The 13036-nt window shown below is 59.6% G+C and carries 21 protein-coding genes; 14 read left to right on the top strand and 7 right to left on the bottom strand.

Features of this window, described 5'->3' with window-relative positions; translation table 11 throughout:
- Window positions 1-6: 6 nt before the first annotated feature.
- The 5 genes from CAF78_RS22485 to CAF78_RS22465 form a co-directional block, all read right to left on the bottom strand.
- Window positions 7-570 carry a siphovirus Gp157 family protein gene (locus CAF78_RS22485; protein ID WP_085678198.1) on the bottom strand — a complete coding sequence of 188 codons (564 nt, stop codon included), beginning with the start codon at window positions 568-570 and terminating at the stop codon, window positions 7-9.
- On the bottom strand, window positions 567-1298 hold the full coding sequence (locus CAF78_RS22480) for a Rad52/Rad22 family DNA repair protein (protein WP_085678196.1): 732 nt from the start codon (window positions 1296-1298) through the stop codon (window positions 567-569). The genes CAF78_RS22485 and CAF78_RS22480 overlap by 4 nt, the downstream gene beginning before the upstream one ends.
- A 283-nt stretch (window positions 1299-1581) precedes the next feature.
- Window positions 1582-1797 carry a hypothetical protein gene (locus tag CAF78_RS22475; protein WP_085678193.1) on the bottom strand — a complete coding sequence of 72 codons (216 nt, stop codon included), beginning with the start codon at window positions 1795-1797 and terminating at the stop codon, window positions 1582-1584.
- Window positions 1794-1985, bottom strand: a complete 192-nt coding sequence (locus CAF78_RS22470; RefSeq protein ID WP_008100343.1) for a hypothetical protein — start codon at window positions 1983-1985, stop codon at window positions 1794-1796. Before CAF78_RS22470 ends, CAF78_RS22475 begins: the two co-directional genes overlap by 4 nt.
- Window positions 1982-2401: a hypothetical protein gene (locus CAF78_RS22465; RefSeq protein WP_085678190.1), complete on the bottom strand. Its 420-nt coding sequence runs from the start codon at window positions 2399-2401 to the stop codon at window positions 1982-1984. Before CAF78_RS22465 ends, CAF78_RS22470 begins: the two co-directional genes overlap by 4 nt.
- 1654 nt (window positions 2402-4055) lie before the next feature.
- Between CAF78_RS22465 and CAF78_RS22460 the strand changes: the two genes are divergently transcribed.
- Complete coding sequence (locus tag CAF78_RS22460) at window positions 4056-4379, top strand: DUF1654 domain-containing protein (protein WP_085678187.1); 324 nt, start codon at window positions 4056-4058, stop codon at window positions 4377-4379.
- A 101-nt stretch (window positions 4380-4480) separates the two neighbouring features.
- On the opposite strand, the gene CAF78_RS22455 is transcribed toward CAF78_RS22460, so the two are convergent.
- A complete protein-coding gene (locus tag CAF78_RS22455) occupies window positions 4481-5488 on the bottom strand; it encodes a P63C domain-containing protein (RefSeq protein WP_085678184.1) in 1008 nt (335 codons plus the stop codon).
- A gap of 108 nt (window positions 5489-5596) precedes the next feature.
- Window positions 5597-6439 carry a S24 family peptidase gene (locus CAF78_RS22450; protein WP_085678378.1) on the bottom strand — a complete coding sequence of 281 codons (843 nt, stop codon included), beginning with the start codon at window positions 6437-6439 and terminating at the stop codon, window positions 5597-5599.
- A 113-nt stretch (window positions 6440-6552) separates the two neighbouring features.
- Between CAF78_RS22450 and CAF78_RS22445 the strand changes: the two genes are divergently transcribed.
- The 13 genes from CAF78_RS22445 to CAF78_RS22385 all read left to right on the top strand — a co-directional run bounded on the left by CAF78_RS22445 (window position 6553) and on the right by CAF78_RS22385 (window position 12993).
- Window positions 6553-6789 carry a hypothetical protein gene (locus CAF78_RS22445; protein ID WP_027919779.1) on the top strand — a complete coding sequence of 79 codons (237 nt, stop codon included), beginning with the start codon at window positions 6553-6555 and terminating at the stop codon, window positions 6787-6789.
- Window positions 6790-6820: 31 nt separating this feature from the next.
- Window positions 6821-7009: a hypothetical protein gene (locus CAF78_RS22440; RefSeq protein WP_027919780.1), complete on the top strand. Its 189-nt coding sequence runs from the start codon at window positions 6821-6823 to the stop codon at window positions 7007-7009.
- A 260-nt stretch (window positions 7010-7269) separates the two neighbouring features.
- Window positions 7270-7476 (top strand): hypothetical protein, encoded by a 207-nt coding sequence (locus tag CAF78_RS22430; RefSeq protein ID WP_027907143.1) that lies wholly within the window; start codon window positions 7270-7272, stop codon window positions 7474-7476.
- 20 nt (window positions 7477-7496) lie between these two features.
- Window positions 7497-7709: a hypothetical protein gene (locus CAF78_RS22425; RefSeq protein WP_085678178.1), complete on the top strand. Its 213-nt coding sequence runs from the start codon at window positions 7497-7499 to the stop codon at window positions 7707-7709.
- Window positions 7710-7911: 202 nt separating this feature from the next.
- Window positions 7912-8640, top strand: coding sequence for a Rha family transcriptional regulator (locus CAF78_RS22420; RefSeq protein WP_143515090.1), 729 nt, complete (start codon window positions 7912-7914; stop codon window positions 8638-8640).
- The gene (locus CAF78_RS22415; RefSeq protein ID WP_085678172.1) at window positions 8640-9419 is read left to right on the top strand and encodes a Pyocin large subunit-like protein; all 780 of its coding nucleotides are present in this window, start codon (window positions 8640-8642) and stop codon (window positions 9417-9419) included. Before CAF78_RS22420 ends, CAF78_RS22415 begins: the two co-directional genes overlap by 1 nt.
- A complete protein-coding gene (locus CAF78_RS22410) occupies window positions 9416-10177 on the top strand; it encodes a replication protein P (protein WP_085678169.1) in 762 nt (253 codons plus the stop codon). The genes CAF78_RS22415 and CAF78_RS22410 overlap by 4 nt, the downstream gene beginning before the upstream one ends.
- On the top strand, window positions 10174-10428 hold the full coding sequence (locus CAF78_RS22405) for a hypothetical protein (protein ID WP_085678166.1): 255 nt from the start codon (window positions 10174-10176) through the stop codon (window positions 10426-10428). Before CAF78_RS22410 ends, CAF78_RS22405 begins: the two co-directional genes overlap by 4 nt.
- Before the next feature lie 133 nt (window positions 10429-10561).
- Window positions 10562-10960 (top strand): recombination protein NinB, encoded by a 399-nt coding sequence (locus CAF78_RS22400; RefSeq protein ID WP_085678162.1) that lies wholly within the window; start codon window positions 10562-10564, stop codon window positions 10958-10960.
- Entirely contained in the window at window positions 10960-11562 is a 603-nt protein-coding gene (locus CAF78_RS22395; RefSeq protein ID WP_177408564.1) for a recombination protein NinG, read from the top strand. The genes CAF78_RS22400 and CAF78_RS22395 overlap by 1 nt, the downstream gene beginning before the upstream one ends.
- A complete protein-coding gene (locus CAF78_RS28800) occupies window positions 11559-11681 on the top strand; it encodes a hypothetical protein (protein ID WP_256573968.1) in 123 nt (40 codons plus the stop codon). Before CAF78_RS22395 ends, CAF78_RS28800 begins: the two co-directional genes overlap by 4 nt.
- Window positions 11678-12358, top strand: coding sequence for a hypothetical protein (locus CAF78_RS22390; RefSeq protein WP_085678159.1), 681 nt, complete (start codon window positions 11678-11680; stop codon window positions 12356-12358). Before CAF78_RS28800 ends, CAF78_RS22390 begins: the two co-directional genes overlap by 4 nt.
- Window positions 12359-12534: 176 nt before the next feature.
- Window positions 12535-12993, top strand: coding sequence for a hypothetical protein (locus CAF78_RS22385; RefSeq protein ID WP_143515088.1), 459 nt, complete (start codon window positions 12535-12537; stop codon window positions 12991-12993).
- Window positions 12994-13036: the final 43 nt, after the last annotated feature.

The raw sequence follows: 13036 nt of genomic DNA, 5'->3' as shown, positions 1-13036 counted from the left end.
CTCACCTCACTTGATGCGGATCGAGCTCTCGCCGCGCTCAAGATGCGCCCAGGCTGGCTCAGGGATGAGTTCGTCTTCACAGTCCTCGCCGGCGGCCATGCGCTTGCGGACAGCTTCGTTGTGCTCGCGGTCAGCCTTGAGCTTGGCGGCGATGGCGTTCTTGTCCGGCGCGATCTTGGTCACCACAGACGTCAGTTCATCCGGTACCGCCTGTTCGTTGTCGACGATCACCTTCTCTTTGCCGGTGACCAGGCTGATGGTGAACAGCGGTCGCTTGATCGACTTGATGTTGGCCGCGTCCATGTTCCGGCGCAGGTAGTCGGTGATGGCGGTCACGCTGTTGGCCTTGATGCGCTTGAGTTCGTTGAGGCGGTCGATTTCCGCGTCGATCGCGCTGATATCGCCTTCGATGTTCCGGCGCAGCATGACGATGTTGTCGGCCTTCACCTCGAACTCACCTTGGATGCCGGCCATGGTGTCTTGAATGGCCTGCTTGAGGCCTTCGTCGTCGGTGTCGCACATGGCAGCGAGCTCGGCCATCTGGCCGGTGAGAGCGTAGAGCTGGGTCATGCTGCGGCCTCCTGCGGTTTGCCGGCTTCGAGGTTCTTCAATTCAAGGGAGATCCGCGCCGCGCCTTTCTCGTCCTTGCGACCGATGAGCTTGCGCACTGCATGGTCGTGGATCTTCTTGCGCTCATGCGGCGTCACCGCCTTCTGCATGGTCTCGATCGTGTCCTTGATGAAGTCCAGGCGCTCCTGCTGTTGGCGCTCGATCTCGGCTTGGCGGTCTTCGGCCTGCTCGATGGCCTGCTCGGCCTGCAACTGCTGGACGTAGTTCTGGTCGTCAAACATCCCAAGGAACACGTCGGCGCTGAAGCCCAGCATGGACAGGGCTTTCTTGATGGCATCGGTCAGGGATTTCTTCGGCGCCTCGCCATCGGTGGTCATGCCGTACTTGGTCTTGTACTGGTACCGGGTGCACCCGTACTGCTCGACCTCGCCGCGTTGGCCGTCCTGCATGAACCAGAGCTGGATTTTGACGGTATGGCCGATCTCCCGGCCCAGGCAGATTCGCTTGTCGCCTTCACCGGCGAACACCTCGTGGCCGTCATCGAATCGCTCTTCGATGACCTTCCAGCCCCAGCCGATACCGACCGGGCCGAACACCTCGGTGGCCTTCATGACCATTGCGGTGCCGTTCAGGCTGGTGATCTTCTGGCCGCCGACCTCGGCGTTCTTGGTGTAGCGGGTATCGGTGGTCTGCACCTGCTCCCAGATGCGCATGTTGGTAGTGGACATTGGAAAACCTCGCGCCACGCCGGCGCCGTCAGTTGGAAGGAGAAATGCCAGGTCACCCAGGCACGGAGGTACGCTCCAGGCCCTGGCTGCGGTGGATGGTTGCGCGCTCTCGCCGCTTACGCTCCCGAAGGGGTACGGTTATCCCGAAGGGCCGCCGTGCTCGGCTACGTGATTCAGGAAGTGACGCTGCCGGCCAGTGCGCTGGCGAGCATGAAGAAAGTGCAGGCGAAGAGCATGGAGACGGAGCCGCGCCAGAACGCCATGCGTCTGGCCTGCTGGCGGCTCACGTGCGGACCTCGTAGGCCAGCGTGCACATGCCGCAGAGATAAGCCCGGCCCGACCATGCCGCCGGGTTCTCGATGTGAGCCAGGCGCGCCTGATTCATGGCGTCCTCCATGGTCAGGCCCTTGAAGACCATCAGGATTCGGTCATCTGGCAGGGCCTGGGCGACCTCGGCCACCTGGTCGTCGATGATCGACGGGAAAACCGGAGTAGTCATGCAACCTCCTTGCGCCCACCAACGATCTTGTTGAGGCGCCCGCAGTAGTGGTTGAACTCTTCGATGGTGATGCGCTGATCGGCCATCATTTCGGTGAGCTGCTTCTGGATCATCACTGACCAGCTAACCGGGGTGGATGGGTCGGCCAGGGCATCCAGTTCGTTGTCGAGCAGGACGTGCGGGCTCATGGCTCATTGGCCTGATCGGCGTCGTGCTGCAGGCCTTGTTCGGCGTACCCTTCAAGCATCGACTCGGCGATCTCGAAGAGCTTTCCGCCGACGTGGTCGCTTGGGCCGAGGATGTCGGGGACCATGCTCTTCACCGGGCCACCGGCCTGCGCCTGGAGCAGGAGGAGGGCCAGGGCGTTGAGATCGTCCTTCTCAGCTTCTTGCAGAGCGCGGAGATGCTCGGCCAGCTTGGTTACGAACTGGTCCTGGCGAACGCCAACCGGTCCGCCAAAGCGCTGCGGGATCAGAACATCGCAGCCGCCGACCAGCTCCTCGGCCTTGCTCTCGATCCAGTTTTGCGCCGCTTCCTGATACGCCGAGTCGTCTTCCGGCTCAGCATGGTCGTACCGCCATTGTGCTGCTCGAAGTGCGCCCATGGCGTCCTCCTAGTGGTTGTGCAACCGCATTGGCCAGGAGCCAGGCGCGGGTGACCAAACCCACCGTGAAAGGTGGCCTGGCGCCTGCCGATGCGGTCGAATTGAAGGGAAGGGGGGATGCAGATGCCGGGCGCTACCCCAGCAGCTGGCTTGGCGTGGACCCATCCAGAGGCGCAATTCGTTTACCCCCGGAGCGAGGGAAGGGACGTCCACAGGTGCTTCGGTAACCGCGCCCTGAGCTGAGCGCTTCTCTGCATCGGGGTGTGATCTGGCCGGCGCTGATCTCCGGCTTGGCTATTAGCGGCCTCAGTGACACCGGAGTTTCACCGGGGCGAAGGTTTCAGCCGCTTATTGTTGGACTCGCCATGGCCATCTGGGCGCTTACTCACTTTGCCGGCCATGATTCCCGCGATCCATCAGGTCTTACACTCGCGCATCAGCCTGCGCATTCAGATCAAACTCCGATGCAGCCTGCTAGGGGAAGCAGGGCAAGAGATGGGATCGGCTAATACAACTATCCGTTAGCATCTATATAGCTGTATTCGCACGAACCAGTCATTTGGGCAGAGCACCTTGCACTGCAATGAGTGATTTACATGCTAGAACGGATGTTTTTTATGGGGCTGTTTCTACAGCATGGTCATGCTCACCTACTCTTACAGCTGGGAAAACTGTCGTACCCGTGCACAACCACTCAGAATCGGAGCACGAAAATGAAACGACTGGTTATATCTGCACTGATCTCCTTCATCGCTGTATACGGCCCAGCTCATGCAGCAGACGATGGCAAAACGTATACCGAGGATGAGATTAATAAGATGCACAAATCTGCAGACCCTACTAAAAAAAATCAGGGTCCAGACCTTAGGGTGGTTCATCCGCCTAAGGAGCCTATCAAGCCATCCGAAAAAACAACCCCAACACCACCGCCTGAGAAGACGAAGACTGATTCCAAGGGTTAGCGACGAATCCATCTAACCATACTCTACTAGCATGATTTCCCTGATGCCCCCCGCGAGAAGGGCATCAAGGGGATCGTGTTGCTACAGCAGGCCCACCAGCTTCAACACGGCCACGAAGACCGGCGCGAGTAGCGAGGCTACGGCCGAAAATCCTGCGATTCGGTAAAGCATGGTGACCTCCTGTTGGTCAGGCCCAGGCCTGCGACTGGCAGCCGCCTGGGCGAAATCGATGCTTGTCTGGTCACTCGCCGCGCCGCCGGTTATCGGTGGGCGCCGCTCGCTTCCTCCCTACTGCCGCCGGGGGTGGCGGGGCGCATTGCATGCCCGGGTCGTTCTCTCAGTTCAGGCGTTTCACCTTCGTCAGCCGTACAGGGTTCTCCCTGTCGTGGGCAGCCTTTCGGGGCTGTCTGGCGCCGGTCGCCGGTAGAGGCAATGCGGTCTGTTGGTTGTTGCGCTGGCTGTTAAAGAACGACGGCCGGTGAGGGCCTCGGCAGTCCCTGGTTGGTGACTGCTTGAGGTGAAATTTAGCTGCGCGCTAAAGCATCGTCAATAGCTTAGAGCTAAATTCTTTTCGCCGAGCGACAAAATGCATCCAGGACTGAGGTTCTTGAGCAGGGCCTTTACCTGAGATTTAGCACTGCGCTATGATTCTAAAATTACTGTACGAATATACAGTTTCCGGAGATGAAACTATGTCCAAGCAGAACAAAGCGGCGCCGAAGCAGCGTCAGGAAATGACCGGCCTAGAGAGGCTGAGCCTGAGGGTGTCGTCGATGATCAACCACCCGATCGCACAGACGCAGCGCTGGGTGACGATCCATCGCCTGGACACGGACGGGGAGGCAGAGTGGGAGGAGGTGATCGGGCTGATCGCTGAAGTGCCCGAGCTGGACCTGACGTTCAATGACGACGGCACGGTGACCGTCCGGTGGGAGCGAAGCGCGCTTCAAGAGCGAGACGATTTCATCATCGAGGAAGACAGCGATGTCGAGGTGGAGGAGGAGGCGCCTTTCTGATGGGCTAGAAAAAGCCCGCTCAATGGCGGGCTATTTGTGGCCGGTGAAAGTACCAGACTGGAAGGATCGTAGGCAACAGCTACACCGAGTTGTAGTTGAAGCTATACATCCTCTTTATCTAAGTCTAGCGTCAACGTGTCTCCATAGCGGGGGTGCAGCATGTTGAGCTTTTCTATAAAGTCTGGGTAGTCCTTGCTAAGTTTCATTGCTGTGGTGACTGAGGAGAGATGCTCTCTCAGTTTTGCATGCCCGGTCTCTGGCGTTAGACGCCTGTGCAGGTGACCCTTCTTGCTATCTCGGTTGTTTTCTTTTTTGAGCTCAGCTAGCAACCCAGGTGCAAGTCGCCTGTAAACTATATCGTTGGTCAGCTTGCCGAAGTACTGTGGGCGGTAATTAGCGTTTTCTGGAGGGTATTTCAGACCGCGAAGTCGGAAAAGATGCTCGTAATAGTCTGGCGGGAATGTTCGTACATAAGGCTGAAGTTCTTTCGCGACGAAGGCCTCTAAGATTTGTGCTAAGGCATCACGCGCGCGGTCTTTTTGATAGCCGGTGGCCTCGTCAACAAGCGCGATGATGCCAACGCGTGCGAATCCTCGCACTAACACCTCGCACTGCTCAGCAATATGCACCTGCTGATAATGCAATGCGCCGACCTTCCTAGCCGCTAGTACCGCTTCGCAAATATCTGCCAAGACGGTGGCAGGGTAGCCGAATGTGACAACTGCAGCATTGTTACCAGACAGGAACCGAATGGGCTTCGTGATCGCCGCCAGGAGATCCTCGGAAACAAAGGGTTTCACGCCCTTAGACTCCAAAAAAGTCACCATTCGGTCGCCGCCCTGCTGGCGGCTACCGCGGCTCATCCCAAGACCTGCAATGAGGCCGCGCTGAGATAAAACGCGCGTACCATCTTCGAGGACATAACACGGAATTTCTGCATCCCCAATCTTCAGCGGATGATCTGAGGAGCCATGCGTCACTTTTGGCAGATTCCTAATCTCAGCCTTCGCCAGCGCAGCGTTTCTCGCAATTTCAGATCGGCGCTCGGGGGTTAAAGACTCGGACCGAGCTTTTCCGCCTTTAGATTTACCGCTTTTTTCATCCGCCATCACATGCTCCTTTGTTTAGGATATTTGCTTTTTAGCTTGCGATGGTTGATTTTGCAAGCACTTTGTCAGTAATGCTTGCATGTTTTTATTCGGCAGGGAAGCTCAGCCTTAAACCAAATGAGCATTCCAAACCAAGAGCACTCTCGCCTGGATGTAGGTCTCTTCCCGCCGGATCATCCGATCTTTGTGCTTCGGGTTGTCCGAGATCATCTCGAAATACTCCTCGTCCGCGATCTGCAGGCGCTTGATGTACTCGTGTCCACCCCAGGAGAAGTAGTAGATCCCGTCACCCGCGAATTCCCGAATGCTGACGTCGACGATCAGTGGGTCGCGATTCTTGATAGTGGGGGCCATCGACTGACCCCAGCCGGTTACCAGCTTCAGGTGGTAGTGCTCCTTGAACTCAACACCCAGCTCACGCAGGTGCCGGGGGCTGACGCGCACGTCCTGCAGCATTTCTGGGAAGTCATGGGTTTGTTCGCCGCCGCCCATAGCGCCGCGCACGTCGTAGTGGGCGATCCAGACCTCATCGCCGACCAGGCCGGGGCGGTTGAAATCCGCCTTGATGACTCCGCCGTCGCTTGGAACGGTAGCCGGAGCTGGCTCCTCGGCTGCAGCCAGTAGCCTCTGGCGAGTCTCCTCAGGAATACCTCTCCCGCTTTTCGCGAGCATCTGTTTTACCAGATCTGCAGCTGACAGCTTGATGTCCACGGCTTCAGCCAGTGGTTGCGCTTCGTCACCCGAGGGGATCGAGTCGAACCAGCCTCTTGGCAGCCCCTCAACTTCCTCGATCCGGCGCGCTACGTCGTCGCCCAGGTTCTTCGCCGTCTTGTCGGAGAGGATCTGGCTCAGGTGCGCAGGAGCCATCCCCCAGCGCTCCGCGCAGGACCCTTTTCTCTGGCTGCCGATCAGCTTCACCAGGTTGTGCTTGCGAATTTCGTAGATATCCATGGCGCGAAGAATGCCAGTGTTTAGCCCTGTGCTAAATGTGCGCAAAGCTAAATTCTCCTTGCTCGAGAATTAGCCATGAGCTAAATTTCGTCATATGTGTTAGGAGAACCCAGATGAATGATCACCTCCGTGAATGGTTGGCTACTGCCACCAATGAGCGCCGGCGGGATGTAGCAGCCGCAGCGAAAACCACTGTCGGCCATCTCTGGCAGCTCGCAGGTGGTCATCGGAAGGCATCCGTCGATCTTGCTGAGCGCTTGCAAGACGCATCGGACGGCGAAATCACGATCGCTGGCCTGCGCCCAGACCTTATCCCCTTTGCACGCAAAGCGCTGAAGGGCGCCGCGTAACTCAATTTCCATAGCAAGGAGCAATCCCCGCATGTACGCCAATCCCAAGCACCTGCATGACCGCGAGATCAAGGTCCGGGTCGATGAGGACACGTTCGAACTGATTCAGGCGCTGGCCAAGTTTCATCGTACTCAGCGCGCTGTGCTCTGCCGTGAGCTGCTTGAGGCTCAGCTGGCCGCCCTGGCTTCGGAGAATACCGGCGATCAGCACGTGGCCTGAAGGCCCGTAGGAGGCCCCATGCCGATTGAAGAGATCGGATTGGACCAGGGACTGATGGAGCAACTGGAGCGAGAGGCGATGAGGCGGGGCGTAAGTCCCGAAGCTCTCGCGTCCGAGCTGATCCGTCGTGAGCTGGCCAACCGAACGAAGCCCCGCAGCCCGCGGGGAGCAGTAACGCCGTTTCACCGGAGGGCCTGAATAGGCCCTGACCCGTAACTAATAAGCCCGAACGACTTGAACCGCGCGCAGGGGATCACCCGATGGCCTACGACGACAAAGCTCACCGCCACGACCACCAGGTCAAGGTCCGCTTGGATGACGAGGACTTCAACGAGCTGAAGGGGTACGCCCTGGAGCTCAAGGCTCAGCACAGCGTGCTGGCCCGGGAAATCATCCTGGCCGCGCTGGCGTTCAAGAAAGAGCACGGTCACTTGCCGCTGATCAACGAGAAGAAGGCCAGGGCCTGAATAGGTCCAGGGGAGGACAAATGTCGCCTGCAAACGAAGCAGTAAAGCAGCACGACGTGGAAATCGCCCGGTTCCGCCGGAATGACTTCGCGGACCTTGAGGCCTGGGCGGAGGAGGTTGGTGTCAGTACCGACGAGCTGGCCGCGCAGATCCTGAAAAAGGCCACGCACTTCCTTGGCCAGCGGGGAAAGCCCAAGAGCAACAACGTGGTGCCGTTCGCGGCGCCGAGGTAACCGCCTGATCCCTAATTAGGGACCCGGGCGCCAGTCCCTCACAAGGGACGCCAAATCGCAGAGACAAAAAAGCCGGGTTCGCGGCCCGGCTCTCTGCAATACAAAACTCTGAAGGGGAATTATGCATATGCAGACCCAAAGTGTACAGGCCCTCTCCACGGGCGCGCCACAAAACGCAACCCACGATTCTGTGGCGCGCACGATGTCATCCCGCGAGATCGCCAACCTCACTGGCAAGCGGCACGACAACGTCAAACGAGATGTCGTTGCCATGCTCAGGGACCTGAAGGTCGATCCCCTCAGTTTTGAGGACATCTACCTGGATGGTCGAAACCGCGAGCAGGTGCAGTACCAGCTCGATCGCGCGCACACCGATTGCCTGCTGACCGGCTACAGCCCGGCGCTGCGAATGAAGGTGATTCGGCGCTGGCGCGAGCTGGAAGGGCAGTCCGAGGCGCGTCAGGCAGTTAAGGCCAACGGCACCAAGGTCATTGGTGAGATAGCCATCATGGAGTGCTTCACGCGCCTACTGAAGCCTGCTGCGTCGTGCCAGATGCAGATGCTCACCAAAATCGCCGAGAACAACGGCCTCGACCCGAAATTCCTGCCCGGTTATGCCGTGGATGCCCCCCCTGACGCAGCCGGAGGGAGTTCGCTGCCTACCAAAGCGCTGACCTCGCTGCTGAAGGACAACGGCATCCGCATGTCCCCAGCATCGTTCAACAAGGCCCTGCAGCAGGCCGGCCTGATCAAGGTCATGCAGCGCAAGAACTCCAAGCAGGAAATGGTGACCTTCTGGGCAATCACCGACAAAGGGCTGCGTTTCGGCAAAAACCTGACCAGCCCTCAATCCCCGCGCGAGACGCAGCCTCACTGGTACGTGGATCGCTTCCCTGAGCTCGCCGGCCTGGTCGGCGTAGGACGTTCGTAATGGCCGGAGACTGGATCAAAATGCGTGTGGATCTTCAGACCCATCCGAAAGTTTTCCGCATGGTGTCCGCATTGCGTGCGGAAAGGTTGCGGGTGATTGGCGGACTGCATGTCGCCTGGAGCATCTTTGATACCCATTCTACTGATGGTGTGCTGCACGGCTACACCACGGACGCGATGGATGCGGTGATCGGCTGGCCGGGCTTCACCCAGGCCATGGTTGATGTCGAATGGGCGGAGATCGATGAGGCGGGAAGCCTTGTCATGCCTCGCTTTGACGAGCACAACGGGGCCAGCGCCAAGCGTCGTGCAAATGACAGCGAGCGTAAGCGCGAGTCGCGCAAAGCGAATTCTGTCCGCAATTCGTCCGCAGGTGATGCGGACAAAACGCGGACCAGAGAAGAGAAGAGAAGAGAAGAGAAAGAACAAGATCAAAAGACTTCGTCATCTGGCGATGACAGCGACCTCTTCACTCGATTCTGGAAGCTTTACCCGCGCAGGGTGGGCAAGGCCAATGCCGAGAAGGCCTGGTCGAAGCTGAAAGTCGACGCCGACCTGTTCGAGCGCATGGCGAGCGCGCTGGCTGCCTGGGCTATTTCGCCGGACTGGATGAAGGACGGTGGCCAGTTCATTCCGCATCCGGCCACTTGGCTGAACGGCAAGCGCTGGGACGACGAGCTACCCCAGGCCGGCAACGTCCACCAGTTCCCTCCGCGCCGCCAACGCAACGGGCCTGACTTCGACGACACCAGCTGGGCTGATGACTTGGGGGTGCTATGAGCACGCCCACCAAGGCCACGAGCGTCACCCAGATCATGGCCACGGCCCGCAACCTGCCGGCCGAGGTCCAGGCTCCGGCCAAGCAGCTCGACCCAGGCACAACCGAAGTGGTCAACGCCCTGTTCAAGGAGCTGCAGGCCATCTTCCCAGCGTGGAAGCAGGCCTGGCCGGATGACGAGGCCCTGAAGGCTGCCAAGCGCAGCTGGATCAAGTCCTTCGTCGCCGCGGGTATCAGCACGCTCGAGCAGATCCGCTTCGGCATCCAGAAGTGCCGGGTGCTGGATACCGACTTCGCCCCGAGCAGCGGCAAGTTCATCAAGCTGTGCCAGCCGACCCCGGAGGAGATGGGTATTCCACCGCTTGCGCGGGCCCTGGCAGAGGCGCTGGAGAATTTCCACCCCAGCAGGGCAGGTTCCCGCACCTGGTCGCACGCAGCTGTTCGCCACGCGGCCCTGCAATGCGAAGCGCAGAACCTGGGGTCGATGGAGGTGGAACGGGCAGAGAAGGTATTCGCCCGGGCCTACGACATCACTATCTGCATGCTGGTGGCCGGCGAGCCACTGGGCGACATCGCCACCGGCATCGGCCACGACAGCCAGAAGAGCGCCGCACAGCTGGCCGACGAGTACGCCAGTCAGAAGCAGGTCCGCCTGCTGGAGATTCAGCAGATCCCATCCGGCGCCGCCGCGTGCCGTGCACACCTGCTGGCCAAGTTGAACATCAAGCGCGCCGGGCAGCCGGCCGGGGAGGGGGCATGACCGACGAGATGCGTGCCGAATTCGAGGTCGCTTTCCGGGCGCAGTTCGGGTTTGGCGCTACCGATGTGCGCGACTCCAAGAGCGAAGACGGTGCCGCGCTGATGGGGGCTGCGCTGTGGGCGTGGGAGGCCTCCCGCGAGGCCGTAGTGGTGGATCTGCCAAAGGACATCGTGACCATGGCCGGCCCAGTTCTGTACGCAGACGACGCTCGTGCCGCCATCGAGGCTCAGGGCCTGAAGGTGGCGCCATGACCATGAATGAACTCCGATGCCAGCACTGGAGCAGGTGTTACGCGGCAGCCCTCTCGCGTGGGCTGAGCCATGAGCAGGCCAAGGCGCAGGCAGACGCCGCGATGTCCGACTTCAATCGCCGCTGGAGCATGTCATGACTGAGTTCCTAATGCGAAGCATGGGCGACGTCGGGGCGCTGCTGGGCCGCCTGCAGGCCCAGGACTTCACCAAGCCCAAGCTGATCGTCATCCGCGACGAGAAGCGCCCCGACGTCTGCAACCGGAAGATGTGGGCAATGCTGCGCGACGTCTCCCAGCAGGTGGAATGGTACGGCCGAAAGCTCACCGATGAGGACTGGAAGCACATCTTCAGCGCTGCGGTGCAGAAGCAGGACGCGGTTCCGGGAATCTACGGTGGGTTTGTCGTCCTGGGCGTCTCGACTCGCAAGCAGTCGCAGAAGTGGTTCAGCGACCTGTTCGAAGTGATGCATGCCTTCGGCGCCGAGCATGGCGTGCGCTGGACTGAGCCGGATCGGTGGGGAGGGCGGTACTGATGCTCGCAAAGGAGATCAAGCCCAAGAAGTGCAAGGCGCCAGGTTGCGGCAAGCACTTCAAGCCGGCCATGACCACGCAGAAGGTGTGCAGCATCGCCTGCGCCAAGGCCATGGCCAAGGACCCGAAGCTGCAAAAGATCGCAGCCAAGGCCATCACCAAGCAGGCACGCCAGGACCTGCAGGAGCGCCGGGAGAAGCTGAAGACGCGCCGCGAGTATATGGCAGAGGCCCAGGCCGCGTTCAACGCCTATATCCGCGAGCGCGACGCCAGCCTGCCGTGCATCAGCTGCGACTCACTGCCGAGCGACCACGACCTCATCACCGGCAGCCGCTGGGACGCCGGCCATTATCGGTCTGTCGGCGCCTGCCCGGAGCTGCGCTTCGAGCCGCTGAACGTCCACCGTCAGTGCGTGAAGTGCAACCGGAACCTGTCGGGCAACGCGGTCGAGTACCGCATCCGGTTGGTTAAGCGCATCGGTACCGACCAGGTGGATTGGCTCGAAGGGCCTCATAAGCCCCAGCGCCTGACCATCGAAGACCTGCAGGCCATCAAGGTCCTGTACAGGCAAAAACTCAAAGACCTGCGGAGGGCTGCAGCATGACCTGGACCATTGAAGACGCTGCCGGCGTCATTCTGCTGGCCTTGGCTATCACTTCCACCTGGTACGCAGTCTGCGGCCAGTTGACCGCAAACCGCCGCCAGAAGGAGCAGGCACGATGAATTATCAAAACGTGGTTTCGGCAGTGGTTCGCGCTCTGGCGGCCGAGACGATCAACAGCGCGGGTGGATGTAACGTCGAGCCGCGGGTGCAGACAAGCAAGCTCAAGGGGGAGATCTCCGGCAAGGATGCTGCGCTGCTGGCAGACTCGATCGTGCACAAGCTGCTGCATGCCCAGCTCAGCCCGAGGCACTGGAACGCCCTCGTAGCGAAGTACAGCACGCACCGGGGGCGGAAGATCGATTCGATCGGTCGTCTGGTCGCCGTGGTGCCGACGCCTGCACCGCTGCGTTTCACGCAGCACGCTGTGCTGGTGTGGGCGGTGCCGCAGCAGTCCAAGGGGATTCAGCGTAATGCCGCCCAGGTCAAGGCGCCCGATTCGCGTGAAAACGAGCGGGAAGGGCAGTGGGACTGGCGCAACAAGGCCGCTGCTGCTGCGGCAGAGCGCGCCAACAAGCACGCCCGCGCCATTGTCGAGGCGAAACCGGGCGAGATGATCGTCCTGGCCGAGTCGAACTACGACATGACCACCTGGGATTCTCAGGGTATGACCGAGCGCACCTATCAGCGTTGGAACAAAGCTATCAAAGGTGCTCTGGAGTCGATGGTCGACGAGGCTTTGGTCGAGGCGCAGCACATGCTGGAGGCGGTTGGTGTGCTGTCCGGCGAGGCGGCCTGAAATAGGCCATCAAAAGGGCTTGCAGTATCATGTCGCCATGTCGTAAATTTGCGTCATCCTGTCATTCCTGCGCGTGTTTAGGAGTGATGGCAAAGCCCGGCAATTTGGCCGGGTTTTTTGTTGGCTCTCTTTTGTTGATATGGCAGTCTGCCTTCTTCCATCGTATGGAGGTGAGGATGTCGCGCTATAACCAATTGCAAGAGCTACTGAAACGCCAAAAGGCTTTCGATGAGAAGTACTGGCATGAACTCCGGTTGACCGCTCAGGAGTTTCGAAAGGGGTTCGAGCGTTTTCTAGAGGTCCCCGAAGTCTGGCATAGTTCTGAAGCTGGCGACCTTACCCCCTATGTGCACTTCGCTAAGCTTGAGGGTGAGTCCTATGTCCGCATCCCTTTCAGCGTCCTTGACGCTGTAGAGGGGTGGTTGGATTTCTACATCGGTCTCTACCTGGATCATGAGACTGGAGATGCGGTGTATCGTCGCGTCCAGCTGAGAGGCGACGGATTAGGGTATCGCGTTAAATCAGATGCTCCGGTTTTTGATTTTAAGGTCAGTGCATCACCCGAGCCTGACTTCGATTCCGCCTACGATTTCATCTTCAGATCTATGCAAGGCGAACTAAGCAAAAAGCCTTAACTTTTCAAACCCCGCCGAGGCGGGGTTTTTTATGGAGCAAAGG

Origin of the sequence: Pseudomonas sp. R28(2017) (assembly GCF_002112505.1) — a bacterium.
Taxonomy (GTDB): Bacteria; Pseudomonadota; Gammaproteobacteria; order Pseudomonadales; family Pseudomonadaceae; genus Aquipseudomonas.
This window is presented reverse-complemented; position numbering and strand designations above follow the sequence as displayed.